The sequence below is a fragment of the Chryseobacterium sp. DZ-32 genome, from assembly GCF_059587025.1.
Map to the genome: position 1 here is coordinate 122,480 of NZ_JCAIOM010000011.1, position 24,058 is coordinate 146,537.

General features: G+C 37.3%; 21 protein-coding genes. 10 read left to right on the forward strand and 11 right to left on the reverse strand.

What is annotated here, in order from left to right; genetic code table 11:
• Positions 1 to 100: 100 nt before the first annotated feature.
• Together AC59HC_RS14020 and AC59HC_RS14025 are read right to left on the reverse strand one after the other, a co-directional pair.
• A complete protein-coding gene (locus AC59HC_RS14020) occupies positions 101 to 3,499 on the reverse strand; it encodes a trifunctional glycoside hydrolase family 18/polysaccharide deacetylase/glycosyltransferase family 2 protein (protein ID WP_496558846.1) in 3,399 nt (1,132 codons plus the stop codon).
• 88 nt (positions 3,500 to 3,587) lie between these two features.
• Positions 3,588 to 4,838 carry a CinA family nicotinamide mononucleotide deamidase-related protein gene (locus tag AC59HC_RS14025; protein ID WP_202839713.1) on the reverse strand — a complete coding sequence of 417 codons (1,251 nt, stop codon included), beginning with the start codon at positions 4,836 to 4,838 and terminating at the stop codon, positions 3,588 to 3,590.
• Positions 4,839 to 4,952: 114 nt separating this feature from the next.
• Between AC59HC_RS14025 and AC59HC_RS14030 the strand changes: the two genes are divergently transcribed.
• Positions 4,953 to 5,426, forward strand: a complete 474-nt coding sequence (locus tag AC59HC_RS14030; protein WP_110010729.1) for a DUF7832 domain-containing protein — start codon at positions 4,953 to 4,955, stop codon at positions 5,424 to 5,426.
• Between the two features lie 79 nt (positions 5,427 to 5,505).
• On the opposite strand, the gene AC59HC_RS14035 is transcribed toward AC59HC_RS14030, so the two are convergent.
• From AC59HC_RS14035 to AC59HC_RS14045, 3 genes are all read right to left on the reverse strand, one after another.
• A complete protein-coding gene (locus tag AC59HC_RS14035; RefSeq protein ID WP_496558847.1) occupies positions 5,506 to 6,048 on the reverse strand; it encodes a lipocalin family protein in 543 nt (180 codons plus the stop codon).
• A 72-nt stretch (positions 6,049 to 6,120) separates the two neighbouring features.
• Positions 6,121 to 6,855, reverse strand: a complete 735-nt coding sequence (locus AC59HC_RS14040) for a LytR/AlgR family response regulator transcription factor (RefSeq protein ID WP_110010731.1) — start codon at positions 6,853 to 6,855, stop codon at positions 6,121 to 6,123.
• A gap of 102 nt (positions 6,856 to 6,957) precedes the next feature.
• Positions 6,958 to 8,751, reverse strand: a complete 1,794-nt coding sequence (locus AC59HC_RS14045; protein WP_202839717.1) for a tetratricopeptide repeat-containing sensor histidine kinase — start codon at positions 8,749 to 8,751, stop codon at positions 6,958 to 6,960.
• A 138-nt stretch (positions 8,752 to 8,889) separates the two neighbouring features.
• Here AC59HC_RS14045 and AC59HC_RS14050 point away from each other — a divergent pair, with 138 nt between their 5' ends.
• Together AC59HC_RS14050 and AC59HC_RS14055 are read left to right on the forward strand one after the other, a co-directional pair.
• A complete protein-coding gene (locus tag AC59HC_RS14050) occupies positions 8,890 to 9,564 on the forward strand; it encodes an SIMPL domain-containing protein (RefSeq protein WP_202839719.1) in 675 nt (224 codons plus the stop codon).
• A gap of 344 nt (positions 9,565 to 9,908) precedes the next feature.
• Positions 9,909 to 11,099 (forward strand): VWA domain-containing protein, encoded by a 1,191-nt coding sequence (locus AC59HC_RS14055; RefSeq protein ID WP_496558848.1) that lies wholly within the window; start codon positions 9,909 to 9,911, stop codon positions 11,097 to 11,099.
• Positions 11,100 to 11,332: 233 nt separating this feature from the next.
• On the opposite strand, the gene AC59HC_RS14060 is transcribed toward AC59HC_RS14055, so the two are convergent.
• Entirely contained in the window at positions 11,333 to 12,538 is a 1,206-nt protein-coding gene (locus AC59HC_RS14060) for an NAD(P)/FAD-dependent oxidoreductase (protein ID WP_343643745.1), read from the reverse strand.
• A 114-nt stretch (positions 12,539 to 12,652) separates the two neighbouring features.
• Between AC59HC_RS14060 and AC59HC_RS14065 the strand changes: the two genes are divergently transcribed.
• Entirely contained in the window at positions 12,653 to 13,033 is a 381-nt protein-coding gene (locus AC59HC_RS14065) for a SpoIIAA family protein (protein ID WP_110010742.1), read from the forward strand.
• A gap of 71 nt (positions 13,034 to 13,104) precedes the next feature.
• Here AC59HC_RS14065 and AC59HC_RS14070 read toward each other — a convergent pair whose 3' ends face one another.
• Positions 13,105 to 14,304, reverse strand: coding sequence for an MFS transporter (locus AC59HC_RS14070; protein WP_343643746.1), 1,200 nt, complete (start codon positions 14,302 to 14,304; stop codon positions 13,105 to 13,107).
• 183 nt (positions 14,305 to 14,487) lie between these two features.
• Here AC59HC_RS14070 and AC59HC_RS14075 point away from each other — a divergent pair, with 183 nt between their 5' ends.
• The gene (locus tag AC59HC_RS14075; RefSeq protein WP_411414370.1) at positions 14,488 to 15,381 is read left to right on the forward strand and encodes an AraC family transcriptional regulator; all 894 of its coding nucleotides are present in this window, start codon (positions 14,488 to 14,490) and stop codon (positions 15,379 to 15,381) included.
• A 252-nt stretch (positions 15,382 to 15,633) separates the two neighbouring features.
• Here AC59HC_RS14075 and lipA read toward each other — a convergent pair whose 3' ends face one another.
• Entirely contained in the window at positions 15,634 to 16,500 is an 867-nt protein-coding gene (lipA, locus tag AC59HC_RS14080) for a lipoyl synthase (RefSeq protein WP_002981042.1), read from the reverse strand.
• A gap of 115 nt (positions 16,501 to 16,615) precedes the next feature.
• On the opposite strand from lipA, the gene AC59HC_RS14085 reads away from it, so the two are divergent.
• The gene (locus AC59HC_RS14085) at positions 16,616 to 17,248 is read left to right on the forward strand and encodes a hypothetical protein (protein ID WP_238349607.1); all 633 of its coding nucleotides are present in this window, start codon (positions 16,616 to 16,618) and stop codon (positions 17,246 to 17,248) included.
• 100 nt (positions 17,249 to 17,348) lie between these two features.
• On the opposite strand, the gene AC59HC_RS14090 is transcribed toward AC59HC_RS14085, so the two are convergent.
• Complete coding sequence (locus AC59HC_RS14090) at positions 17,349 to 17,909, reverse strand: RNA polymerase sigma factor (RefSeq protein WP_110010746.1); 561 nt, start codon at positions 17,907 to 17,909, stop codon at positions 17,349 to 17,351.
• A gap of 128 nt (positions 17,910 to 18,037) precedes the next feature.
• Between AC59HC_RS14090 and tyrS the strand changes: the two genes are divergently transcribed.
• On the forward strand, positions 18,038 to 19,333 hold the full coding sequence (gene tyrS, locus AC59HC_RS14095) for a tyrosine--tRNA ligase (protein ID WP_227944052.1): 1,296 nt from the start codon (positions 18,038 to 18,040) through the stop codon (positions 19,331 to 19,333).
• Positions 19,334 to 19,406: 73 nt separating this feature from the next.
• Here tyrS and AC59HC_RS14100 read toward each other — a convergent pair whose 3' ends face one another.
• Positions 19,407 to 19,826 carry a hypothetical protein gene (locus tag AC59HC_RS14100; RefSeq protein ID WP_202839733.1) on the reverse strand — a complete coding sequence of 140 codons (420 nt, stop codon included), beginning with the start codon at positions 19,824 to 19,826 and terminating at the stop codon, positions 19,407 to 19,409.
• A gap of 199 nt (positions 19,827 to 20,025) precedes the next feature.
• Between AC59HC_RS14100 and AC59HC_RS14105 the strand changes: the two genes are divergently transcribed.
• Positions 20,026 to 21,999 carry a tetratricopeptide repeat-containing sensor histidine kinase gene (locus AC59HC_RS14105; protein ID WP_496558849.1) on the forward strand — a complete coding sequence of 658 codons (1,974 nt, stop codon included), beginning with the start codon at positions 20,026 to 20,028 and terminating at the stop codon, positions 21,997 to 21,999.
• A complete protein-coding gene (locus tag AC59HC_RS14110; RefSeq protein WP_496558850.1) occupies positions 21,989 to 22,627 on the forward strand; it encodes a response regulator transcription factor in 639 nt (212 codons plus the stop codon). Before AC59HC_RS14105 ends, AC59HC_RS14110 begins: the two co-directional genes overlap by 11 nt.
• A 49-nt stretch (positions 22,628 to 22,676) precedes the next feature.
• On the opposite strand, the gene AC59HC_RS14115 is transcribed toward AC59HC_RS14110, so the two are convergent.
• Positions 22,677 to 23,108: a hypothetical protein gene (locus AC59HC_RS14115; RefSeq protein ID WP_238349608.1), complete on the reverse strand. Its 432-nt coding sequence runs from the start codon at positions 23,106 to 23,108 to the stop codon at positions 22,677 to 22,679.
• 243 nt (positions 23,109 to 23,351) lie between these two features.
• Here AC59HC_RS14115 and AC59HC_RS14120 point away from each other — a divergent pair, with 243 nt between their 5' ends.
• Complete coding sequence (locus AC59HC_RS14120; protein WP_110010752.1) at positions 23,352 to 23,990, forward strand: alpha/beta hydrolase; 639 nt, start codon at positions 23,352 to 23,354, stop codon at positions 23,988 to 23,990.
• The last annotated feature ends 68 nt before the right edge of the window (positions 23,991 to 24,058 follow it).

Consider the following 24,058-nt stretch of genomic DNA (forward strand, 5'->3'; position numbering starts at 1 on the left):
AAATAACATGAAAGCTTCTTAAGTGGAAGTTGGGAGCAGGAAGCTGTGATGAAAATCCGGAACTTCCAGCCTCATTCTTCCTTCCTGCCTTTATTAGTTATCATGAAGTTGCTATCTCTTTTACATTTCCGGTTCTTTTCAGAACTCCCCAGGACTGCATTTCGCCTTTCAGTGCTTTTCTTAAACTTTTAAATAATACAATATACATCAGCCATCTATACCCGAATCTCTGTGGAATGATATACAGCAGATTGGTTAATTTTTCCCGCTGCATGATGAATGCCACTAAAGCCAGGGAAGCATCTACCAAAAGGAAGATCAGATAATAGGTGAATATTTTGTCTCCGTTTCCGGACAGAATTCCAAAGAACATAATCACATCTGCCATCGGCGAGAAAAATGGGATGATATATTGGAATAATAAAATATTCGGCATCGCCCAAAGTCCCAATCCTTTATATCTGGGGTTAAGGAAAGTCTGTCTTTGTTTCCAGAACATCTGCATGATTCCGTAGGTCCATCGGAAACGTTGTTTTAAAAACTGATTGGCGGTTTCCGGAGCTTCTGTGACGGCAATTGCTCTGTTCTCGTTAGCCACCGTATATCCGGCTTTTAAAATTTTTACGGTAATATCACAATCTTCTGCCAGGGTATCGGATGAATAGCCTCCCGTTTCAATAACCACTGCTCTTTTAAATGCCCCGATAGCACCCGGAATTACAGTAATGGCATTAATGTGAGCATACGCCAGTCTGTCGAAGTTCTGACTCGTTGTATATTCTATAGCCTGCCATTTGGTGAGCCAGTTGACTCTGTTTCCGACTTTTACATTTCCTGCAACAGCTGCTATTTTTTCTTCCGGATCAGAATTTAAAAACCTTGCAATAAGATATTTCACGGCATCCTGCTGCAGTTTGGTATCTGCATCAATACATACTACATATTCGGCATCGGTTTGTGATATTCCGAAATTTAAAGCAGTTGCTTTTCCACCGTTTCTTTTGGTGAAAATTTTCAGTTTCGGATGATCAGGAAATGCAGCTTTTGCTTTTTCATAAGTAGAATCTTTACTGCCGTCATCTACCATAATGATGTCAAAGTTAAGATACGTCTGTTTCAATAAGTTCTGCAGGGAAGACACAATATTCACTTCTTCATTATAAGCAGGAACAATAATGGAAACCTTCGGATAGGATTTCAGAACCGGAAGCTCACCCAGTTTTTTCTCTTTATTTCTTTCTTTAAAAGCCCAGTATGCCATCAGCAATAATCTGATCAATCCTAATACAATGAAAATAGTAAATAATGCCACGAGAAAATGACTTACTCCATAGATAACGGTAGCCAGCACAAGATTCAGCTGCATGATGTAATATGACTTCGTTTTAGGCACTTCAGGCATCAGCTCATTTCTGCTTTTGTGCAAAATGCTGGTAAGGTTGGTAAAATAATAACCCTGTTTCTGAAGGGTCGGAATCAGAATCTTTAAAGCTTTTACCGTTTCTTCTCTGGTATCTCCTCCTGCATCGTGAAGAAGAATGATATTCCCTCTCTCCTGTTTGATTCCGGCTAATACCCGTTTTACAATTTCATCTGCTTTTATTCCCGGCTGCCAGTCTTCAGGATCTATATTTTCTCCAATATCAAGATAATTCTGCTGTCTGGCCAAAGCTACCGGAATAATCTCTTCCGAAGTGGTAGGTTCAGAGTCTGCGTTGTATGGTGCTCTGAACAGGATTGTACTGTGTCCCGTCACACACTCTATAAGCAAACGGGTAAGTTTCATTTCAAGCAAAGCTCTTTCCGGACTTACTTTTGCAACATTTTCATGGGTAAAGGTGTGATTTCCTATTTCATGTCCTTCTCTATAAATTCTTTTCACAAGCGGAAGGTTTTTTTCTGCATTTAAGCCTACCAAAAAGAAAGCGGCCGGAACATGATATCTTGACAATACATCCAAAACCTGCGGTGTAAAGATTTCATCCGGACCATCATCAAAGGTAAGCACGAGTTCTTTCTGAGGAGCACTGCCATATTTCTTCACTTCATAAGAACTTGGATAGGTAACATAGTTTTCGTCTGTGATAATTTTCTCTTTCGGATCTACTTCCAATGCAATTTTTCCGTCATGAGGCGTATTCAGGACATCCAGCACTTCCCCGTCTCCAATGTAATCCACCATGGTCTGCCCTTTTACATTTTCCAATGTTTTTAAGTTCAGTTTGGATAGCCCTGCAAACGTAAGATCTTTATCATAGAAGTTCCACACTCTGCTGTCTTCACTTCCAAGTCTCCAGAGTGCAGTTCCTGCCAAAGGATATTCCGAGGAGAAACGCATTGTATTGAAGATAGAAGCCGCATCATTGAAAAATACAGTGTGGGTAAGATTTTTGGAATCCGTATAAGAATAATTTAAATTAAACGTATTGTCATTAAAATCTATGACCGCTTTACTGGCGCTGGCTTTCGTAATTGCCTGCATATAAGTAACAGAAGTATTGTCATCCGGATTAGAGCTCCAGTCATAGCCATAAGCTCCAAGGCCCAGAATTATTTTTTGCGGGGAGGTTTGTTTTACAATTTTTCCTGTCTGCTGTTCGATCCATTTCTGAGAAGACACCGGACCGGCATCGCTTCCTGCAGAGTATTCATCATAAGCCATCAGCACAAAATAATCTACATAAGGATTCAGCCTTGGAATATTGTAATCATCATTGTCCGTCATGATATCCATGGTAACCAGTAACTGATTTTTTTTGAAAGTCTCTGAAAGCTCTTTCATAAAAGCAATCAGATTTTCATCAGAATTCAGGTTCATATCTTCAAAGTCAATATTAATTCCTTTGAAGTGGTATTTTTTACATTGCTGAGTGATTTTTTGGATCAGATGAGTTCTTTTCTGAGGATCGTTAAGAACTTTTATCAGTCCTTCCGAGCGGAATTCTCTGTCAAAGTTATTACTCAGCATCGGCATGGCAGCCACACCTGTTCTTTTGATCACTTTATAGCCTTCCGGATCTACATTGGTTTTCAGATCTCCGGTTTTAGGATCAAGGAAAAACCATTCGGGGAAAACAAGATTCACGTGTCTGATATTTCTTTTCAGAGACATCAGAGACTGAGGATCCCAGGCTACATAAAATGCAGAACGGATTCCTCCCGGAAACTGAGCCCAGTTTCTGTTCTGATTTTTATATCTTTCTGCTCTTGCTTTCTCAATCTTGTCGAGATTGGTGTGAATTGTTTTTTCAGAAATAAAGCTTCTGAAACCTTTATATTCTTTAGAAATTTTATTCTCCTGAAGGTAAGGTTTATTGGCTGTAATTACTGCTTTATAATCTTCTTTAAAAGGAATTTTAGGACTTTTGTCCAGAGTCATCATCAGACCTAAAGCAAGAAGAAGCAGTACTCCTATAAAAATAAAGACACGGCTTCCCCATTGCACACTTTTCCAGCGTTTTTTGCTGTTGGTCTGAAAAATCTGTTTGGAATTTTCCACGATTTTGAAATTTATTGAATGGCAGTCAAAAAGCGTGAAAAACTGTATAAAAATTAATTAAAAAAAAATTAAAAAAACAATCCTCTATCTAACTGTTTATAAGAAGGCTAACCAAATCCTGAATCACCTTCTGGGAAACGAAATTCATAAAATCTACCCTTTCCAGATGCGGCATGTATAATTTTGAGGTTACTTCCTGATCATTGATTCTGATCGTATAGTAAACTGTTCCAACATCCTTACCGTCTTCTCCTTTCCCCGGACCCGCAACACCGGTTGTAGAAAGGGAAATATGAGTTTCAAACAATTCCTGACAGCCTTTTGCCATTTCCTGTGCCACCTGTTCGCTCACCACGGTAAACTGTTCTACGGTCTTTTCAGAAACATTTAAAATTTTAATCTTTTTCTCTGTGGCATAGGCAACCACTCCACCCAGGAAATATTTCGAGCTGCCGGAAACTGAAGTAATCATTTTTGCCAGTTCACCTCCTGTACAACTCTCTGCTGTGGAGATCGTCATGTTTCTTTCGGTAAGCATTTCTGCCAGAATATTTTCAATTTTATCCTCAGATACTGCAATGACATGGCCTTCTACCAAAGGAAGCAATTTCTGGATTTCTTCTTCTGTTATTTGCTTCAACTGCTCTTCGTTATCACCGGAAGCTGTCAGACGAAGCTTTACACGGGTTCCCACCGGAAGATAAGACAGTGCAATATTTTCCGGAAGTGCCAGTTCCCAGTCTTCAATTTTGTCCGCAAGGATACTTTCAGGAATTCCGACCACAGAAACAATCCGGGTATGGATATAATGCAGACTGAATCTTTGCTGTAAATAAGGAATAATCTGATCTTTAATAAGCGGTTTCACCTCATAAGGAACCCCCGGAAGGCTGTAGCACAATTTTCCGTCCTGTTCCATCATCATACAGGGTGCCGTTCCGTAATGGTTTTGAAAAACGATGGATTTGGTAGGGACAAATGCCTGTTCGCGGTTTCTTTCGAGAATATCTGCTCTTCCACGTCGTTCCATATAGCCTTTCAAATGATTGAATGTCACCTCATCCAAAGCAATTTCATCATCGAAATATTCAGCCAGTGCTTTTTTGGTTTTATCATCACGGGTTGGCCCGAGGCCTCCTGTTGTAATGACTAAATCGCCGGTTTCAAAAGCGGTTTTCAATGCATTTTTAATGGTTTCAATTTCGTCTGAGATCGTAAGAATCTGAATGACTTTTATTCCTATATTTTTAAGTTCAGTCGCAATAAAATTAGAATTGGTATCTACCGTATTTCCGGAAAGGATTTCATCACCGATAGTAATCAGAACAGCTTTTTCCATATGTTTTTTTGTTGAAAAAAATTCTATGCAAATGACGGAAAATTCTGTGGCAGCGGCAATATAAATTGATTTTTTCTATTTTTGAAGAAATTATCTAAAACTACAATACAAATTATGTCTAAATATGATGATGCTTCATGGCATTATGGCGGTGATTTTCCGGAAGGCCTTCCTCAGAAAAACGGGGCTACCCACACAGGAATGTTCCTGAACTGGTGTATCCATAACGATCTGATCTCTGATGAACTGAAGGAAGATGGTGAAGAGGAAATAGAAAAAGTAAAGCGAAGAGAAATAACCGGTGCTGAATTCATTATGGATTCCTGCGACGGAAAATTCTCAGAATATGACCTGAATGAACTGGGAAATCTTTTTGCAAAGGATTATTATGCTGATGATACCGATTTTGGAAACAGATACAGCTCATTCGCTGATGATTACGTGAATATTTTTGATGCTAAAGCAGAAGAAAATGACTATGAATATGAAACTTTCTATCACATTGAGGATACCTATGAAAATTATGATCTGATGAAACAGGTGATAGATCACCGTTTTGAAGAATGGAAAGAATATATTAACAGCTAAAACATAAAAGGGCAAAATTGTACATAATATACTTATCTGCATTTTTGCCCTTCCACTATTTTGCGATTTGGATTATTCTTTACTGATTATGTCTTACCCAGATCAGCTCATCGGTATTATAGCCGATTTTTTTTGCTTTCTGGAGGAAACGCTGACGGATGCTTTCCGGAATGCTCGTAGTACGGGAAAGGATCCACAGATATTTTAAACTGCTTCCTGCCACAAGAGCATATTGATAGTCTTCATCAATATCTATGACGTTGTAACCGGCCCAGATCGGCTTAAAAAATGAAACTTTCAAACGGGCTTCTGCAGGATCTTTTACAAATTTTGCTTCCCCGATAGATTCATTCCATACTTTTTTAGTGTAATCATAGCCTTTATTTCTTACCTGAACGGTACCATCCGGATTCTCTGTATACTCTGCTGTAACATTGTCCATGTTTTTCTCGAACCTGTAATCGAAACGGGCGACCTCATACCACTTGCCCAGATATTTTTTAATATTAAAATTCTTTACCGCAGATGCTCCTCTGGGAATTCTTACAGAACAGGAATTGAAAATAATAAGCCCCAGTGCTCCCAATGAAACGGGAAGTATAATTTTATGAATGGTTTTCATGACAGGAATATTTTGGTGGTTATGATAGAACGTCAAAAATAATGCCTTTGGTCTGTTAAGGACCCATAAATTCTATGAAAATACTTTCAGGAAATTATCTTTAAAGCTTCCTGAAACCTCTATTTCCGTATCATCCGCCAGCATCACGGTTCCGCTTTTATGATAGGATTTTACAAAACCTGTATTAATGATATGAGACCTGTGAACCCTGACAAACGGGTTTTCCAGAAGATCATCAAAGTGTTTCAGAAACCGGCACACCATCTTCTTTGAACCATCGGTAAGGTATACCTGAGTAAAATTTCCATCCGCCTGAAGTCTTACAATATCTTCTGTTTTTACAACGTCAAATCCCTGTAAAGTTGGCAAAATCAGCTGCTGTTTCTCAGGTTTTAATTTCAGATTCTCAAGAAGGATCTTATTCCGGTTGAGCTCTTCTTTTTTCTCAAGGCTTTCCGCCACTTTATTCACTGCCAGAATCAGTTCCTGAATATCGATAGGTTTTAAAATATAATAGCTTGCTGATTTATTTAAAGCCTGTAAAGAATATTGTGAAAATGCAGTAATGAAAATGGTTTCATAGGAGAAATCTTTGGTAGCTTCCAGCACATCAAAAGCATTTCCGAAAGGCATTTCTACATCCAGAAAGACCAGTTGAGGCTGCTTTTCAGCAATTAACGGAACTGCTTCTTTGATATTTTCAGCTTCACCCAGAATTTCCACCTGCGGACAGTATTTGGTAAGATAGCTTCGTAAAACTTCTCTTGCTATAAGTTCATCGTCAACAATGACAGCTTTTATTTTCATTTGAACAGATTTTAGGTGGCAGATAACAGATTGCAGATGCAAATTAGTGATATTTAACCAATCGTACAATTGGTCCAAAACTTACAGTCCGCCTTAATCCTGCTAAGCAAGATTCATCCGGATAGTCACCAAAACTCCACTGTTATTTTCTTTATCCTTTATAGAGCAGGTGATGTCTTTTTTATACAGATCGTTCAGGAGCTGAATTCTTTCCAGTGTATTTTTCATTCCCCTGCCCTCTCTTGTTTTTTGATGTTCTGTTTTTTGCTTTTTACTTTCCTCAATACCTATTCCGTTGTCTTCAATAAGGATTTTAAGATGCGATTCACTTTTTTCGAAGCTTAATGTTAAAAATCCTTTTTCGGTTCTGTAACGGAGTCCGTGCCAGACAGCATTTTCCAGAAATGGCTGTATCAGCATTCCCGGAACCTGAAGGTTTTGCATATTCAGATTTTCATCTACTTCAATTTCGTAATCGAATTTATCTGCAAAACGGGTCTTTTCAAGCGCCAGATAATTTTGCAAAAGGTCAAGCTCCTGCTGAAAAGGAATAAAATCTTCGGTGGAATTTTCCATTACACCGCGCATCAGCTTCGAAAATTTTGTAAGATACTGATTCGCTTCAAGCTCATTATTGGTGGCTATAAAATGGTTGACACTATTTAAACTGTTAAAAATAAAATGAGGATTCATCTCTCTTCGCAGCGACTGAAGAGCTATTTTCTTATTTTTAATCTGAACTTTTTTCAGCATTCTGAAAATGAAAATAATAAGTCCGGTGAGTACAATCAACGCTCCGATCAGACTGTAATTAAAGACGTTTTTCTTTCTGATCAATTCATCTTTCAACTCTTTTTCTTTTTCCAGCTGTGAAATTCTCTGTTCTGTATCTTCCAGAATTTTATTATCAACAAGGCTTCTGTCTTTGGAAACAAGATTTGGAAGTTTTCCCAAAAAGTCTCTGTATAACTGAACGGAGGCATCAATATTTCCTGAGATCGCATAAAGGCTGTCCAGCTTTTTTACACTTTTCTGTGCTTCCAGTGTATGACCTTTGTCCAGCGCAATTCCATAGGCATTTTTTAAAAGATCTACGGCTTCCTCCGGATCATTTTTTTTAATATAGATATCTGCCAGTTCCTGAATCTGATTAACTTTTTCCTGCGAGTTTTCTTTTACAAAGTCTTCTTTCAAAACTTTCTTCTTGGCTTCAATAGCTTTTTCGAAGTTTTTGTTTTCAACATACAGGTCTGCCAGCTTCTGATTGATGGCAAGAGCCTGTTGAGGAGCTTCTTTTTTAGAAATTTTATAGGCTGTATTCAGGTTTTCTTCAGCACTGGAAACATCTTTCTGTTTCAGGTTAACATCTGCCAGCTGGCTGTAGCTTTCTGCAAGGTCTCCCTGATCATTTTCCTTTTTAGTCAGATTGATATTATTCTGAATCGCTTCTGCTTTCAGTTCGGGTGTAGGAGAAGAAAGTCTTGCCGCATCATTAGAATTCACAGCTTTACTTTTTTCGCTGTAACTTACCTGTGCAGCCATGCTGTAATTGCTGATAGCAGGAGTTATTTTATTCTGTTTCTCCTGTGACTGGGCTAATCTTCGGGTTGCTTTCTCGATATTGGGCTTATCATTGAGCTTTTCATACAGTTTTTTCGCTTTTGTATAATACTCTTCACTTTTGGGAAAGTTTCCGCTATTGAAAAATGTTTCACCGATATTATAGTAAGAATCTGCTTGGGCAGGCTCATTTTTGGTGTCCATTGCTCTTTTCAACTTCTTTGTTTCTACCTGCACTTCTTCCACAGCAGCACTGCTGTTAGTAGTGGTTTGGGAAAAGATTGTATTTCCCGAAAGCACCAATAAGAATAGAGTAAAGAATTTAAGCATTTTCATAAAACAAAGATATACATATATATAGTCTGCTCAAAAACTATTCACCAAGTGAAAGTTCCATTTCACCAAGTCTCCAGGATTCCGGTTACTGATCTGTGTAATTTTACATCAGAATTAAAAATTTAAAAACAGGAAATTATGAAATTGAAACATTTTTTATTAATCGGAATTTTAACTCTTGGAAGTTTTGTAAACGCTCAGGAAGTAAAGAAAAATGCAATTGAAGTAACAGGAGTGGCAGAAATGGAAGTAGAACCGGATGAAATTATCTTCAGTATCGGGATAAAAGCTGATAATAAAAACGATCTGGCAGATAATGAAAAGAAATTATTTGATATTTTGAAAAATGCAGGGGTAAAGAATGAGGATATCAAATTCAAATCCATGTATCAGAATATTTACTCTAAAACCGCTAAGTTTTCCAAAAATTATCACTTTAAAGCCGGTACAAAATCAAACCTCAGCAAAATCTTTGAAGACCTGAATCAAAAGTGGGTAAGCAGCCTGAATATTGCGGAGGTAAAGAATACCAAAATTGCAGATTTCAGAAAAGCAGTGAAGATCAACGCTTTGAAAGCAGCCAAAGAGAAAGCAGACTACTTACTGGAAAGTATGGGTAAAAAGACAGGAAATGCCCTTGAAATTGTAGAGATAGAAGATTACACCAGCGATATGATTATGCCGGCAGCCTACAAAGGAAGAGCAAGCAATATCCAGCTGGAAATGGCTGATGCTCCGGTAGATTTTTCTTTTGATAATATTGAAAACATCAAGCTGAAATACAGCATTAAAACAAAATACGAAATCCTTTAAAATAACAGATTTGAGAAAGCTGCCTTTTGGGCAGTTTTTTTGTTTTTTACTATTGGGTTATTGCGTTTTTGACTGAAGAAAAATACCTGTCGATCTATTAAAGTTTTTCGAATGGTAAAGGCTTCGACTCCGCTCAGCCTGACAGTATTGAAATGACACATTAGATTATTACGATCACATATAATCAGATCCTTCCGTTTTTATTATCCACCAAGTGAAACCTTCCGTTCACCAAGTTTCCCGATTTTCAGCCTTAAATAAAGATAATTTTACTTCAGGAATTTAAAATAATAAGGATTTAAAGATTTCCGATTACAACAAATAACCAATAAAAAAACAACAATATGACAACGTTAAAAATCTTAGCACTTGCAGCCGGTACAGCTTTGTTAAGCTCCGGAAACATTCAGGAAAACCGCTCTGCAAATAGTAATACTGACAATCATTTACCGGTACAAAAAACGGCATTGATTCCGGTAACCTCAACGGTAAAAGACAATAAAATTCAGGTTGCTCTTCTCCTGGATACTTCCAATAGTATGGACGGATTGATTGATCAGGCAAAATCCAGACTGTGGAATATTGTGAATACACTTACCACTCTTAAGTACAACGGAAAGGCTCCCGAGATCGAAATTGCCCTTTATGAATATGGCAACGACGGAATCCGTGATGAAAATTACATCCGCCAGGTAACTCCTCTCACTCAGGATCTGGATCTTGTCTCTGAAAAATTATTTACCTTAAGAACCAATGGAGGCAGTGAATATTGCGGTGCAGTGATCCGTGATGCCTCTGCCAACCTCAATTGGGATGGGAATGAAAAAAGTATGAAACTGATTTATATTGCCGGTAACGAAGCATTTGATCAGGGAAAAATAAATTATAAAGAGGTTGTTTCAAAAGCAAAAGCTAAAAATATTTACACCAACACCATTTTCTGTGGAAGCCGCGAAGAGGGAATCCAGACCTTCTGGCAAAACGGAGCATCCCTGGGAGGAGGAAAATATTTCAATATCGACAGCGACAGAAAAGTGATGTATATTGAAACACCTTACGACAAAAGAATTTCTGAATGCAATGCCAGGTTAAATGATACTTATATCTACTACGGAAATCATGGCTCAGAATACAGGCTTAAACAGATCACACAGGATAAAAATGCAGAAGCACAATCGGCATCCAACCTGGTGGAAAGAACAGTTGCTAAATCCAAAAAGAACGCTTATAAAAATGATCACTGGGATCTGGTAGATAAAGCTGAAAAAGATGCCGGATTTATTGCCACTGTAAAAGAAAGCGAACTTCCTGCTGAATTAAAAGGAAAAAGTAAGGAAGAAATTCAAAAAACGATTGCTGCCAAATCAGCAGCACGTGATACAATTCAAAAGGAAATAGAAGAACTTTCCAGAAAACGCCAGACTTATATTGATTCCGAAATGAAAAAAAGAGGAAATGATGATTCTGATGATTTGGGAAAAGCCATTGAGAGCTCAATTCTTGAACTTGCGAAAAAGAACGGGTATAGTTTGTAGTTAAAGCGGGTTAAGGCCCGCTTTTATGCTATTCGGCACCATTATGATAAGTGCTCTTTATCTTACAATAATTTAGCTTAGATTCTTACGGAATGACACAATTGAAATAATGATTTATGCAGTCAGTATATCATTCCGTAGGAATCTAAGTAACCTTTTTACACCTGGCATTCGCAAACCTGAAGCTTAAAATATGTAGAAGATTCAAAATCTTTGTGACTTTTGTGGTAAGATCATCTTCCAAACTTAAAATATCTTGATAACGGATGCTTTTTGCCTTTCATAAACAAAGAAGTCATTTCCATTCCCGCGACTGAAAAAGTAATGCCGTTTCCTCCGAAACCCAACACAAAATAAGAATTTTTAAATTTTTTATGCTCGCTGATATAGGGTAAACCGTCTTTTGTTTCCCCAAAAGTTCCAGCCCAGACAAAGTCTGTATAGAAATGATAATCGGGTTTTATTTTCTTTAATGTTTTGATGATCTTTTGTTCTTTTTGATCTAAAATAGCATCACGCTTTTCTGCATTATAAAAATCCTCATCTTCTCCTCCTATTAAAAGCCTTCCGTCATCAGTAGTCCGCATATAGAGATAAGGAGTATCGGTATTCCATACTAATGTGCTGCTGATGTTTTTGAACTTGTCTTTATCAATTTCAGAGACGGCCGCATAAGTACTTTTCAGGTTGACAAAGTTTTCTTTGATCAGGTTTTTGCTTTCATATCCTATACAGTAAATCATCTTTTTTGCTTTGATCTGAAATCCGCTGTCCGTGGTAACCAGATTAAATCCTTTACGCTCCTCCACTTTTACCATTTCAGTTTTATCAAATACTTTCAATCCTTTCTTTGCATTATGCATGAAAAGCTCATGAGCGAATTGAAAAGCATCAATGCTTGCACCTTGTTTTGATAAGATTCCGCCATAGGTATTTTCAAATCCGAACTGTTTCAGAACACGACCTGCAGACAGCCACTTTACTTCAAATCCCGCAGCCTTTCTCGCCTCATATTCTTTTGTCAGCCATTCCAGATCTTTCTTTTTAGAGACATAATACAATGATTTTTTGCGTTTGAAACCTGCTTTGGATCTTATGGTTTTTGTGATTTTTTCCAGGGTATCAATAGCATCGCTACAGGCCTTATAGCTTAAGACCGCACCTTTTTTTCCTATCTGATCTATCAGCTCATACAGAGGAATATCTATTTCGTACTGTAACATTGAAGTGGTGGCGGAAGTACTTCCGTTGCAAAGTTCGCGTTTATCAATCAGGATGGTTTTGTACCCGTCTTTTATCATCTGATGAGCAATCAGGCTTCCCGTAATCCCACCTCCTATAACGAGAACATCACATTCTTCATTTGATTTTAACGATGGATAAGATGCTAACAATCCGTTTTTTATAAGCCAGAAAGGTTCATTTGATTTGAGATTCATATTAATATTTTACACTGAAACTAACAACATTTATACCTTTTTTAACAATTTTCTACTAAATTATGGTGTAATTATTGTTATTCTTTTAAACTGAACCACCATAAAATATTTATTATGATAACAATTATTCCAGAAGCCCCGGAGAATGTTGCGGCATTCAATGCGACGGGTGAAGTAACGAAAGAGGATTTTGAAAAACTGGTAATTCCGCGTGTAAAAGAGAAGGTAGAGCAGTTCGGTGAGCTGAATTATTTATTGTATTTGGATACCGATCTGGATAATTTTACCATGGGTGCATGGCTTGAAGATTTATTGTTGGGACTGAAAAATCTTACCAACTGGAACCGCTCAGCCATTGTTACGGATAAAGAAGGGATACGGAATTTTACCAGTGTTTTCAGTGTTCTGATGCCGGGAGAGTTCAAATCTTTCCCAAAAGAAAATTTATACAATGCCCTCTACTGGTGTAAAAACGGAGATGAGGTAGAGGCATAACATTTATTTGATAAAAAATCGCCTGTTTCTTACTGAAACAGGCGATGTTATTTTTAACTGTGACTTCTTTTTTATTTATCACATGATACGCATTCTGCAGCTATTTCTTTTTTCTCAGTTTTTGAACTATACAGGTACATATATCTTACACTTATAACCAGTCCGATAAAGGTCATCCCTACTCCCACCAACGATGGATAGTTGAATGAATACCCATATTCCAAAGGAATTCCTCCAAGGAAAGCTCCCATTGCATTGGCAATATTGAAACCGGCCTGCATAAAAGCTGCGGCCATCATTTCACTTTTCGGGGCAGCTTTCATCATCATAATATTGATGGGTGATGCGATAGACATGGATAGAGCGCCACACATGAACGTCAGTACCAAAGCAATATTTTTATATTCTGCAAGGAAGAAAACACCTCCGAGAGAAATCATCATCAGGAAGATCAGGAGTACACAGGTTTTTTCAGGACCTAATTTATCCGAAACAACTCCTCCCACAAGATTTCCTACTACCATTCCGGCTCCGGCAAGTACCATTACATAAGCCATCTGGCTGCTTTTGATCCCGGCAACAACAGTCATTAAAGGAGTAATATAGCTCAGCCATGTGAACAATCCTCCAAATCCAATGGCTGTAATAGCCAATACCAGCCACGACTGTTTATTTTTAAGGAATTTCAGTTCTTCCATGAAATGGGTATTCTGGTTGGATTCCAGATTGGGAAGCCACATTTTTAAAAATAAAATGGCAAAAAGACCAATCACTGCTACAATCGCAAAGTACAGTCTCCAATGGAAGGTATGCCCGATATAGGTGACCAGAGGCACCATTGCGAGATTGGCAACCGTAAGCCCTGTAAACATCATCGATATATAAAATGCTTCTTTTCCTTTTCCTGCCATTCTTGAAGCCACTACTGTTCCTACACCGAAGAAGGCTCCATGCGGAAGTCCGGACATAAAGCGGATAACCAGCATACTGTTGTATCCCGGTGCAATAGCCGAAAGCGCATTAAATAATGTAAAAAGGATCATAAAAGCCATCAGGACTTTTTTCGGAGGGAATTTTACAGAATATCCAATCAGGATTGGAGCTCCGATAACCACGCCCATGGCATATGCTGAAATCAAATGTCCGGCTTGCGGAATCGTAATCTGTAATGTTTTGGCAATATCCGGCAGCAGTCCCATGACGGTAAATTCCGTAGTTCCTATCCCTAAACCACCAATTGCCAGTGGTATTATTCTTTTGTCAATCTTCATTGTCTCTAAATCTTTTTCTGAATTAATTTCCTTCAAGTTAAAGGATCACCTGAGTATCTTTATTTTGAAAGTGCAAAAATCGCAAGAAAGTTTGAATTTCACTCCTACTTGAATGATAAAAATTTGCTCCATATTAACCTTTTTAATTAATTTTAAATTCAGAAACAATCAAATAAGAACAAAATGAAGATCCAGAAAGAAATTATTGAGTTTGAAAAAGGGAAATCCTTCAAGCTATTTTCTCCTTCTCTGAAAAACTGTTTTTTCTGGCATTATCATCCGGAAATTGAACTGGTATATGTAGAAGCTGTGAACGGAATCCGCCACGTTGGTAAAAACATTTCCGGCTTTACAGACAGTGATCTTTTACTGATTGGTTCCAACGTTCCTCATCTTAATTTTGACTATGGTATTCAGACCGAATGCAGGCAGCTTGTATTACAGATGCGGGAAAGCTTCCTTCAGGACATTATTCTTCCTGTTCCGGAATTTGAGAATATTAAGACCCTTTTAGAACGTTCTTATCTCGGACTTTCATTTTCCGGAGAAACCAAAATTACAGCTGTTGAAAAACTACAGGCTATTAAAGATAAAAACTCTTTTGAATCATTGGTTGGGCTGATTGAAATTCTGCAAATTCTTGCCCATTCCACAGAAGTGAAAGAACTGAATAAGGAAGATACCCGGATCAAATGGTTTTTGAATGATAAGATCAGAATGGGAACCATCTACGACTATATCCACGAAAATTATGACCGGAAGCCCAATGTCAATGAAGTGGCCCAGGTTGTCAGCTTGAGTACACCTGCTTTCTGCCGGTATTTTAAAAAGCAGACGAATATGACGTTTACTGATTTTGTTAACAATTACAGGATCAATCAGGCTAAAATATTTCTGCTGAAAGATCAGTCTGTAACGGAAGTTTGTTTTCAGGTAGGTTTTGAAAGTCTTTCTTATTTTAATAAATTGTTTAAGCAGCATACGGGAGAAACACCTTCCGAGTTTAAGAAGAAACATTTCAGACCGATTGAAATTAATGGGAAGATTGGAGTGATTAAGAAGGATACGACTTGTTAAGTAATTTTTGTGATTGCGGACTAAAGTCCGCTGCTATGGATACTTTTGTGAGTGTTGTATCAACCACCCCGTCAAAAATTCTTTGAATTTTTGCCACCCCTCCAAAGGATGGGAATGATTGCAGCCGTTATTGTAACGATTGCCACCTTCATTAGTAACCACTAATATCTGCAACCTATCACCTATAATCTGCTACCTGATCCCTGCTACCTAAAAAACAAAAAACCGCTCATTGCTGAACGGTCTGTATTTTTAGTGAATATGTTTTTCTGCGTGGTAAGAACTTCTTACAAGAGGAGAACTTTCAACGTGTCTGAACCCTAAGCTTCTGGCGAAATCCCCGAACTCATCAAATTCTTCAGGCGTGATAAATTTCTTTACCGGAAGATGTTTTTTAGTCGGCTGAAGATATTGTCCAAGGGTGATGACATCTACATTGGCATTTCTGATATCTTCGATGGTCTGGAAAACCTCATCTTTAGTTTCTCCCAATCCAAGCATTACTCCTGTTTTGGTTCTTCTTTGTCCGGCTTCTTTCAGATATCTTAATACTTCAAGGCTTCTTTCATATTTTGCCTGGATTCTTACTTCTCTGGTCAGACGTTTTACCGTTTCCATATTATGAGAGATTACTTCAGGAGCTACTTCTACTAATCTGTCAAGGTGTTTTGTGATACCCTGAAAGTCAGGAATCAATGTTTCCATTGTGGTTCCCGGAGAAATTCTTCTTACGGCATTCACTGTTTCTCCCCAAAGAATAGATCCCATATCTTTCAGATCATCGCGGTCTACAGAAGTAAGCACGGCATGTTTGATCTTCATTAACTTGATGGATCTTGCTACTTTTTCAGGCTCATCCCAGTTTACGTCAAGTGGTTTTCCTGTTTTTACACCACAGAATCCACAGCTTCTCGTACAGATATTTCCTAAAATCATGAAAGTAGCTGTACCTTCACCCCAACATTCTCCCATGTTCGGGCAGCTTCCGCTTTGGCAAATGGTGTTTAATTTATATTTATCAACCAAAGTTCTCAGCTCTCTGTAATTCTTTCCGGTAGGAAGTTTTACGCGGATCCATTTTGGTTTTTGAACGGTAGTGTCTTGAACTGAATTTTCCATTTCTAAAATTGAAGTTCAAAGTTAAGGATTTTTTAATGGAAACCATCAACCGGAAATATTGATGAAACTGATCATCCGAAATTCATTTGTATATTTATGGCTCCAAAATATTCTTATGAAAAAAATATTCTTCCTTTTATCCGCGATATGCGGAACATTTTCTCTTGCCCAAAAACAATTTCAGCCTGCAGGTTCCACGGTTATTGAGACTGTAGACGGAGATCTTGATAGTGATAAAATTCCTGAAAAAGTAATTATCTACAACACAAAGGACACTACTGATATGGGAAACATCCGTGAAATCCAGATCCTGAAAAAGGTTGGCGGTGCATGGACAATCCTTGAAAAATCCAGAAATGCTGTTATGGAAAGCAACGGCGGAGGTATGATGGGTGACCCTTACAGAGAAACGAAAATAGAAAAAGGAATTCTGATTATTTCTCAAAACGGCGGAAGCAGCTGGAAATGGGATGTTACAGACAAATACAGATTTCAGAACGGACATTTTGAACTGATAGGAACCTCCTCTACTTCGGGAAGGCCGGGAGATTACTGGAAAGATATAGATTTTAACCTTTCAACAGGACAGCTGAACTATTCCAAAGAAGTAGAAAATACAGCTGAATATGGTAAATCCTTAAAGGAAACTTATATTAAAAAAGGACTAAAGATCAATCTGCAGAACAGAAACCAGGAAAAGCAGCAAAAAATAGTTCTTCCCAAAACAAAAGAGGAAGTTTATTTTTAAATAAAAGTCGTAATATTTAAGTTTTGGCTGAAGCCAATTTGAATTTGTATTTTTTAGTAAATGGGTTAAAACCTGTTTCTATTGAATAATATTATTGAATTTAATGATCATCAAACTCATTATTTTTCAGGAGTTCTGCCAGGACTTTTTTGGCCCGCATGACCCTTACTTTGGTATTGGCGACTGAAATTCCCAATTCATCAGCAATTTCTTTGATACTTTTTTCTTCAAAAAATCTCAATCTGATAATGTCCTGATAATTGGCATCCAGGGATTCTATGGTTTTGATGATTTTCTTCTGTTCCTCTTCGGAGATAAGCAGTTCTTCCGGTGATTTTGCGTATTGGTTTTTGACCTCATCAAGATTTTCAACAGCGTCTTCGTTGTCGCGGTTTTTCTTTCTCCAGAAATCAATCACGGTATTCTGGGCAATGGTAAGCACCCAGGTTTTAAACTGAAAATGAGGATCGAACATATCCAGTTTTGACAGTACTTTTGAAAAAACATTGACAGTAATTTCATCGGCATCATTTTCATCTCTCACTTTCTTCATAACAAAGGAGAAGACATCCACCCAAAAAACATTGATGAGTTTAGTCTGGGCCTTCTGGTCTTTATCCTTGGCCTTCTGGATGAGCAGGAATAGCTGTTCGTCGTTCATTAATAACAAATATAGATTATTTGGGCTGAAAAACAAAGTATAGGAAAGGTAAAATGGTAAAAAGGCTTTACCCTTAATACTTCGGAATTTACTATCTTTGCATCTTAAAATTTTAAAGTTAAAAATCAATGAATTCCTTTATAGAAGAACTGAAATGGCGTGGTCTGTTTGCCGATATGATGCCAGGAACCGATGAACAACTGAATAAAGAGGTAACTACTGCATATATTGGTTTTGATCCTACCGCCGATTCTTTACATATCGGAAGTCTTATCCAGATAAAAATCCTGGCTCACTTCCAGCTGCATGGCCACAAACCTATTGCTCTGGTAGGAGGTGCTACTGGAATGATCGGAGATCCATCCGGGAAATCTGCTGAAAGAAATCTTCTGGATGAGGAAACTCTTTTACATTATGTAGACTGTTTAAAGAAACAGCTTTCAAAGTTCCTTAATTTTGAAGGAAATGAGCCTAACAAAGCTGAGCTGGTAAACAACTACGACTGGATGAAGAATATTTCTTTCCTTGATTTTGCTAAAAATGTCGGAAAGAATATCACGGTCAACTATATGATGGCAAAAGATTCCGTAAAGAAAAGATTCTCAGGAGAATCCGGTGCAGACGGAATGAGCTTTACAGAATTCACGTACCAGTTAATCCAGGGATATGATTTCCTTCATTTATACCAAAACAATAATGTGAAGCTTCAAATGGGAGGTTCTGACCAGTGGGGAAACATCACTACAGGAACAGAATTGATCCGTAGAAAAGCTCAGGGTGAAGCTTTTGCTTTAACAGTTCCTTTAATTACGAAAGCAGACGGTTCCAAATTCGGAAAGTCTGAAAGCGGGGAAAATTACTGGCTGGATAAAAAGAAAACTTCTCCTTACAAGTTCTACCAGTTCTGGCTGAATGCTACGGATGAGGATGCTGAAAGATTTATTAAATTCTATACTTTCTTAGGAAAAGAAGAAATTGAAGCTTTAATTGAAGAACATAAAACAGCCCCACACGAAAGAAAGCTTCAGAAGAAACTTGCGGAAGAAGTTACCGTTTGGGTACATGGAAGAGAAGAGTATGAAAAAGCATTGAAAGCTTCTGAAATTCTTTTTGGCCGTTCTACTGCTGAAGATCTTGTAAGCCTTGATGAGGAAACTTTCCTGGAAGTTTTTGATGGTGTTCCTCAGAAAGAAATTGCAAAAGCTGATGTTCTGGGAGTGAATATTGTTGATCTTCTTTCTGAAAAATCAGGGTTCTTGAAATCTAAAAGTGAGGCACAAAGAGAGATTAAAGGAAATTCAATTTCTGTCAACAAGCAAAAAGTAAATGATACTTTTACAGCCAATGAAACAGATCTTATTGATGGTAAATTTTTATTGCTTCAAAAAGGTAAGAAAAGCTACTTTATTGTCAAAGTAAGCTAATCTGAAACACTATATAAAAATCGGCGCTGGGATTCATCTCAGCGCCGATTTCATTTCCTAAATAAATTTAATATTAAAATGTATAGCTTGTAGTAGCCGACAAATATTGTCCACTGGAAGTTCCTTCTTTCTTCAGTTCTCCGTCTACCCAGATCTGAACTTTCAAAGTTGCAGAAGCATCCGGTCCGACAGCGTTTACTCCAACGGTGGCATTGTATGCTCCCGGTTCTGATGTTACCTCAGGGCTGCTCCATGTTGTTCCGCTAAGACTTGTCGCAGTGGTAGGGTTACCGTCAATTCCGTACACCGCTACTTCAATATTACTGCCTGAAGAAGCGATTGCTTTAAAGACCACTTTATGACTTTTCCCTGCTCCATTCACATTGTTGTCGTCATCATCGTTACTGCATGACACTGTAAATCCAATAAGCATTGCTGCTATTACTGCAACGAATGCGCCTCTTAACAGCTTATTCATACTCATTTTTTTCATAATCTTTTGTTTAAATTTTAGTTACTATATTGAATATTCTATGATCCATGATTTGATATCTGCAAAGCTATGAGCATCACCTACGTCTATCAATCCTGAAAAACCAGTAATTTTTTCTACCTAAATTCCGGTATTTTTTATGCTAAAATTTTTAATTAAATTGAGCGTTTAAAAAAATATTTTACAGAATTGATCCATAATGAAGAGATTACTTGTCCTGTTAAGCCTGTTTTTGTCTTTGGCATTACAATCCCAGCAAATCATTCCGCTTAATGAGAAATCTTATATAGACAGCTTACAAAGCATTACAAGAGGAAATCATCCTGATACTTCAAAAGCAACGGCCTTTTTCCTTTTATCTAATTATTACAGGAACAATGATTCTGTTTTGAGTAAAAAATATCTTTCCAACGGAAAAATACTGGCGCAAAGCCATCCTTTTATTTCAGCCAAATATTATTATTACGAAGGACAGTATAATCTGGACAGGAATAAGAAGAAAGCTGCTGTTTCTTATCAGCAGGCTATTCAGTCTCTATCAAAATTTAAAAATGAAGAATCCGATTTTCTTCAGGCTCTTGCCTGGTACAGCTACGGAGTTTCGCAAAAGGATAAAGAGGGCTATATTCCTTTGGTTAAAATCATGCTTGAAAAGAGTATTCCGTTGGTTGAAAAATATAAGAACAGCAGAAACCTGGGATTCCTGTATACTCAGCTTGCCGTTATTCTTACTTATAATGCCCAGTTTAAAAAAGCTGAAGGTTATAATAACAAAGCCCTGGAAATTCTTGAAAAACAATATCCGAATTCTGCTGAGCTATTTTTTACCTATCTCAATTCTGCCAACAATTTCTGTTATCAGGCTAATGGGGATCAGGCTGAAAAGTATTTGAATAAAGCCGAAAAGCTTATCAGGGAATATCCTGAATCTTCATCCAATGCTTTTTATTATTACAGCAAAACCCTGTTGTATATTACCCGGCAGAAAAATGAGGAAGCTCTTCCTGTAATAGAAAAAGGGATTTTTTATACCAGAAAGTACAATCAGAATCTCCTGGCTCAAATGTTTTATTTCAATAAGTTTGACATTTTAAAGAAACTTAAAAGATATAAGGAAGCTAAGGCTACCCTGGAAGATGTTTTAACGGAAAAATCCCTGGCTATTGATCTTAATAACAGAAAAACTTTTTATAAGCAGCTTTCCTTGCTTAATGAAGAATTGGGAGATACTAAAGAAGCGCTCCTGTGGGAACAAAGATATTCCAAACTCAACGATAGTTTGAATACAGAAAATGTAAAGCTTGAAATCAACAAACTCGAAACTAAATTCAATACCGCTGAAAAAGAAAGAAAAATAGCAACTTTAAATGCTGAGAAAAACCAAAAAGATCTGGAAGTTAATAAGAAAAACTCTTATTTGTGGGGAATGGGTCTTGTTTTATTGTTGGCGTTAAGTCTTCTGATCTTCCTGTTTATTATTTTCAGAAAAAACAAAAAAATAAATGAACAGAGAATCAATGATATTAAGCAAAAGGAAGAATTATCGTTAACCAAAGCTATTCTTGATGGTGAAGAAAGGGAAAGAGAACGTATCGCAAGGGATCTTCATGATGGCCTTGGAGGAATGCTTGCGGGTGTGAAAATCAATTTTTCTACCTGGTCTTCCAGTCATTTAAACCCTGAAAAAGATCAGGAGTTTTATAAAATTCTCGGACAGCTGGACAGTTCTGTAAGTGAACTCCGCCATGTGGCCAGAAATTTAATGCCTGAATCATTGCTTAATTTTGGTTTGGAAACTGCCATCTGTGATTTGTGTGAATTTTACAGCAGAAAAAATCTCGAAATTGACTTTCAGGCTATTGATATTGATAAAGCTTTACCTTTAAATATCCAGCTTAATATTTACAGGATTGTACAGGAGTTACTGGCCAATGCTGTAAAACATGCCAAAGCCAGCAGTATTCTACTTCAATGTTCACAGTCCGGCGAAAATTTTCTCATTACGATTGAAGATAACGGAAAAGGATTTGATAAAAATATAGAAAATACCACCAAAAGTATGGGACTTCGCAATCTGAAAAACAGAGTCAACTACCTGAAAGGAAAAATGGAAATCAATTCTGACCACCAGGGAACAGCAATTAATATAGAACTCAATATCCATGGAGAATGAAAAAATAAATATTGTCATTGTAGATGATCATCCTATTGTCATTGAAGGATTAAAAATGATGCTGAAAAGCCAGCCTTTATTTAATGTAGCGGGAAGTTTTGCATCCGGTGAGGAAACACTGGGTTTTATCCGGTCAGAAATGGTAGATATTGTTCTTCTGGACATTTCGCTCCCTGATTCCAACGGTAAAGATCTCTGCAGAGAAATAAAAAAAATATCACCCAATACCTCTGTCATTATGTTCAGCAACCGTTCGGAAAGAAGTATTATTATGCAGTCTATACAAAACGGAGCAAGCGGCTATCTTCTTAAAAATACGTCCATTGATGATCTTGTAGTATCTATAAGAGGGGCGCTTTCCGGAGATATTGTTTTCTGCAATGAGACCAAGCAGATAATCAGCCTTCCTTCTCAAAATATCCTCCCTGTTCCGAGGCTCACTAAAAGGGAGAAACAAATTCTACAGATGGTAGCACAGGGGAAAACAAGCAATGTAATTGCTGAAGAACTTTTCTTAAGTCCTCTTACCGTAGACACCCACCGCAAGAATCTGCTGCAGAAATTTCATGCAAAGAATTCAACAGAATTGATCAGTCTGGCTGTACAGCAGGGTTTGATTGAAGAATGAAAAAAAACCGCTTTGAAAGCGGTTTCTTTTATATAATGTTTAAAATAATTTACGGTTCTAAGAAGCTGTAATCAATAGAAGCAACTAATACACCTTTACCTTTTTTCTTAACAGTTCTTACTACTTCTCCATCAATGTAAAGATTGATTGTTAATTCAGAGTTATCATCCGGCATTGATGCGTTGGCATCAAGATTCAGTTGTGCCTGACTGGAATTCACAAAGAATTCACCACTTGTCCATGGCGAAGTTACAGGAGACTGTGGAGTATTGTATATGGTGTTCTGCGTTGTACCTACCTGTGTTACAACACTTATTATTTCTCCTCCGGAAGTTGTCTTCACTTCGAATTGAACCACATGATCCTGAAACTCTTCATCGTCATCTTTTTTACAAGAATTGACAATGGTGATTACAGAAAATAATAAAACGAATAAAAAAGAAAGTCTAAGTAAACTTTTTGAATTGTAAAATTGCTTCATTTCTCCAAATAGATTTTTTAATGTTTCAAATATAAGTTTTTTATTAATATAAAAATAACTTTTATGAAAATTTTCCAATAAAGATTTCCAAATAATATCAAATCAATAAAAATAAAAAAATCACGAAAAATTCAAAAATACACCACAGATAATTAATCATTACACATACATCATCGTGCAGCAGAAGTTCATTGTATGAATAATAAAGTTAAGATTCTGCAGGTATTTAATTATCTTTGCTGTATGAATTTAGATTACTTAGTAAGAGAGCCGGAACATATTACTTCCCAAACTCCCATTCTTTTTATGCTTCATGGCTATGGCAGCAATGAGCAGGATCTTTTCAGTTTTAGAGAAACGCTTCCCAATGACTGGATCATTGTAAGTTTCAGGGCTCCCCGTGATACTCAGTTTGAAGGATACTCATGGTATGATATCAATTTTAATGATCCCGAAAATTTTATCGATGTCCCTCAGGCCAATGAATCTTTACATGCAGTTCTGGAAAGTATGTTGAAGATTATTAACCACTATGGACTTACGGAAAGCAAAGCTCACCTTTGCGGCTTCAGCCAGGGAGGAATACTGTGCTACGCTCTGGCTTTAAAACATCCTGAGCTTTTCAATCGTGTTGCCTGTATGAGCAGCTATCCTGAAGAAAAAATTCTGGACGGTATTGTAAAAGATAAAAAGAAACTGGAAGGACTTCGTTTCTTCATTTCTCATGGTACGGATGATGCTGTGATACCGCTTGAGTGGGGAAGAAAAGCCGCAGATCTGCTTTATGATCTCAGCTGTTACTTTACGTTCAGAGAGTATATGAGCGGACATGGCGTCAATCAGAAAAATTATATGGATTTGATGGACTTTTTTTCAAAATAAACAAAGACTGTTTTGAAATAAATTCAACAAAAAAACCTACATTATTGTAGTTTATATAAACATTCCAG

What these genes read in the sequence shown, in the direction of transcription:
- AC59HC_RS14025 (WP_202839713.1), bottom strand. Translation starts at nt 4,838, where the DNA reads ATGGAAAAAGCTGTTCTGATTACTATCGGTGATGAAATCCTTTCCGGA.
- AC59HC_RS14030 (WP_110010729.1), top strand. Translation starts at nt 4,953, where the DNA reads ATGTCTAAATATGATGATGCTTCATGGCATTATGGCGGTGATTTTCCG.
- AC59HC_RS14035 (WP_496558847.1), bottom strand. Translation starts at nt 6,048, where the DNA reads ATGAAAACCATTCATAAAATTATACTTCCCGTTTCATTGGGAGCACTG.
- AC59HC_RS14040 (WP_110010731.1), bottom strand. Translation starts at nt 6,855, where the DNA reads ATGAAAATAAAAGCTGTCATTGTTGACGATGAACTTATAGCAAGAGAA.
- AC59HC_RS14045 (WP_202839717.1), bottom strand. Translation starts at nt 8,751, where the DNA reads ATGAAAATGCTTAAATTCTTTACTCTATTCTTATTGGTGCTTTCGGGA.
- AC59HC_RS14050 (WP_202839719.1), top strand. Translation starts at nt 8,890, where the DNA reads ATGAAATTGAAACATTTTTTATTAATCGGAATTTTAACTCTTGGAAGT.
- AC59HC_RS14055 (WP_496558848.1), top strand. Translation starts at nt 9,909, where the DNA reads ATGACAACGTTAAAAATCTTAGCACTTGCAGCCGGTACAGCTTTGTTA.
- AC59HC_RS14060 (WP_343643745.1), bottom strand. Translation starts at nt 12,538, where the DNA reads ATGAATCTCAAATCAAATGAACCTTTCTGGCTTATAAAAAACGGATTG.
- AC59HC_RS14065 (WP_110010742.1), top strand. Translation starts at nt 12,653, where the DNA reads ATGATAACAATTATTCCAGAAGCCCCGGAGAATGTTGCGGCATTCAAT.
- AC59HC_RS14070 (WP_343643746.1), bottom strand. Translation starts at nt 14,304, where the DNA reads ATGAAGATTGACAAAAGAATAATACCACTGGCAATTGGTGGTTTAGGG.
- AC59HC_RS14075 (WP_411414370.1), top strand. Translation starts at nt 14,488, where the DNA reads ATGAAGATCCAGAAAGAAATTATTGAGTTTGAAAAAGGGAAATCCTTC.
- lipA (WP_002981042.1), bottom strand. Translation starts at nt 16,500, where the DNA reads ATGGAAAATTCAGTTCAAGACACTACCGTTCAAAAACCAAAATGGATC.
- AC59HC_RS14085 (WP_238349607.1), top strand. Translation starts at nt 16,616, where the DNA reads ATGAAAAAAATATTCTTCCTTTTATCCGCGATATGCGGAACATTTTCT.
- AC59HC_RS14090 (WP_110010746.1), bottom strand. Translation starts at nt 17,909, where the DNA reads ATGAACGACGAACAGCTATTCCTGCTCATCCAGAAGGCCAAGGATAAA.
- tyrS (WP_227944052.1), top strand. Translation starts at nt 18,038, where the DNA reads ATGAATTCCTTTATAGAAGAACTGAAATGGCGTGGTCTGTTTGCCGAT.
- AC59HC_RS14100 (WP_202839733.1), bottom strand. Translation starts at nt 19,826, where the DNA reads ATGAAAAAAATGAGTATGAATAAGCTGTTAAGAGGCGCATTCGTTGCA.
- AC59HC_RS14105 (WP_496558849.1), top strand. Translation starts at nt 20,026, where the DNA reads ATGAAGAGATTACTTGTCCTGTTAAGCCTGTTTTTGTCTTTGGCATTA.
- AC59HC_RS14110 (WP_496558850.1), top strand. Translation starts at nt 21,989, where the DNA reads ATGGAGAATGAAAAAATAAATATTGTCATTGTAGATGATCATCCTATT.
- AC59HC_RS14115 (WP_238349608.1), bottom strand. Translation starts at nt 23,108, where the DNA reads ATGAAGCAATTTTACAATTCAAAAAGTTTACTTAGACTTTCTTTTTTA.
- AC59HC_RS14120 (WP_110010752.1), top strand. Translation starts at nt 23,352, where the DNA reads ATGAATTTAGATTACTTAGTAAGAGAGCCGGAACATATTACTTCCCAA.